At 44.7% G+C, this 2,500-nt stretch carries 2 rRNA genes (1 of these 2 only partly in view); both read left to right on the top strand.

The window, feature by feature from the left end:
- Window positions 1-1,909, top strand: a 23S ribosomal RNA gene (locus ACZ2G2_RS00435); it begins 912 nt to the left of the window's first position.
- A 101-nt stretch (window positions 1,910-2,010) separates the two neighbouring features.
- Window positions 2,011-2,117 (top strand): 5S ribosomal RNA (gene rrf / locus ACZ2G2_RS00430).
- Window positions 2,118-2,500 lie beyond the last annotated feature (383 nt).

Raw genomic sequence — 2,500 nt, 5'->3', positions numbered from 1 at the left:
TCACCGCCTACCAATTCCTGACAAACTCCGAATGCTATAAAATGTTAATCAGCAGTGAGGGCATGGGTGCTAAGGTCCATGTCCGAAAGGGAAAGAACCCAGACCATCAGCTAAGGTCCCAAAATATATGTTAAGTTGAAAAAACGAGGTTGAACTGCTTAGACAGCTAGGATGTTGGCTTGGAAGCAGCCATTCATTTAAAGAGTGCGTAACAGCTCACTAGTCGAGCGGTTCGGCATGGATAATAATCGGGCATAAACATATTACCGAAGCTATGGACTTGTAAAAGTGGTAGGGGAGCATTGTAGTGGCGTTGAAGGTGTTCTGTGAGGGATGCTGGAGTAGCTACAAAAGAAAATGTAGGCATAAGTAACGATAATGCGGGCGAGAAACCCGCACTCCGAAAGACTAAGGTTTCCTCAGCTATGCTAATCAGCTGAGGGTTAGTCGGGACCTAACGCGAACCCGAAAGGGGTAGTGGATGGACAACAGGTTAATATTCCTGTACCTGCTCTCATTAAAAGTGACGGAGGCGAAAAGTTAGTGCGCACAGACGGAATTGTGCGTTGAAGGGAGGGGTAACCCCCCGATAGTACACTAAGACTACGGTCGCGGTGATAATCTAGCAAATCGACTTCCAAGAAAAGCGAGAGAAGCAGCCCGTACCCTAAACCGACACAGGTAGTTGGGATGAGAATTCTAAGGAGCTCGAGAGATTCATGGCTAAGGAACTAGGCAAAATAGACCTGTAACTTCGGGAGAAAGGTCGCCACCCTTCGGGGTGGCCGCAGTGAAAAGGTCCAGGCGACTGTTTATCAAAAACACAGGGCTATGCTAAATTGAAAGATGACGTATATGGCCTGACACCTGCCCGGTGCTGGAAGGTTAAGTGGAGGGTTTAGCTTCGGCGAAGATCTCAAATGAAGCCCCAGTAAACGGCGGCCGTAACTATAACGGTCCTAAGGTAGCGAAATTCCTTGTCGGGTAAGTTCCGACCTGCACGAATGGTGCAACGATCTGGACACTGTCTCAGCCATGAGCTCGGTGAAATTGTAGTATCGGTGAAGATGCCGATTACCCGCTGTGGGACGAAAAGACCCCGTGCACCTTTACTATAGCTTAGTATTGGTTTTGGATAAGTAATGTGTAGGATAGGTGGGAGACTTTGAAGCGGCGTCGCTAGGCGTTGTGGAGTCATTGTTGAAATACCACCCTTTGCTTGTCTAGAGTCTAACCTTCAATGAAGGGACAGTGCTTGGTGGGTAGTTTGACTGGGGTGGTCGCCTCCAAAAGAGTAACGGAGGCTTCTAAAGGTACCCTCAGCACGGTTGGTAATCGTGCGTAGAGTGCAATGGCATAAGGGTGCTTGACTGAGAGACCTACAAGTCGATCAGGTTGGAAACAAGAGCATAGTGATCCGGTGGTTCCGTATGGAAGGGCCATCGCTCAAAGGATAAAAGGTACGCCGGGGATAACAGGCTGATCTCCCCCAAGAGCTCATATCGACGGGGGGGTTTGGCACCTCGATGTCGGCTCGTCACATCCTGGGGCTGGAGAAGGTCCCAAGGGTTGGGCTGTTCGCCCATTAAAGTGGCACGCGAGCTGGGTTCAGAACGTCGTGAGACAGTTCGGTCTCTATCTACAGTGGGCGTTAGAAATTTGAGTGGATCTGACTCTAGTACGAGAGGACCGAGTTGGACTAACCTCTGGTGTATCTGTTGTTCCGCCAGGAGCATTGCAGAGTAGCTACGTTGGGAAGGGATAAGCGCTGAAAGCATATAAGCGCGAAACCCACCACAAGATGAGATTTCTTTAAAGGGTCGTAGGAGATGACTACGTTGATAGGTCATAGGTGTAAAGGCAGTAATGTCATAGCCGAGTGATACTAATAACCCATAGGCTTATTGTACGCCTGTTTTTTATAAAGTTCAATACAGATTTTCATGAATCATTTTTTCAATATGTTATTTTATACGGTTAAGTAGTTACTACTACATACACCGAAAGATTTAAGGTGATTATAGCGATGGGGCTCACCTCTTACCATTCCGAACAGAGAAGTTAAGCCCATTTGCGCCGATGGTACTACATTGTGGGAGAGTAGGTCGTCGCCTTTTTAGAGAACCCTTCATATTTATTTATGAAGGGTTTTTTTGTGCTTTATACTCAAATAAATAAAGGGTCGGTGTAAATGCAAAAGCTAAAAGATAGAAGTAAAAAGCAAAAAACCAAATGCTAAAAGAATAAGGCAAAAGGCAGAAGCTAAAAGAATAAGGCTAAAGCAGATATCAGATATCAGATATCAGGTATCAGAAGGTAAAAGTGAAAAGCTAAAAGTCTAAAGTAAATAGGGTATAGGTAAATTGAATAAATGACTATAGCACAGTTATAATTTATAAATTATGGTTCAATAAAGGGATTAATCTTTAGGTCGGAATATTATATTCAAATTATAAATATTCTAACTGGAATATTTATTTTAAACGATAAGATATTATTA

This window comes from Olleya sp. KKT75, assembly GCF_055635485.1.
The sequence above is the reverse complement of the archived record's forward strand: the minus strand, read 5'-3'. Positions and strand labels throughout refer to the sequence as shown.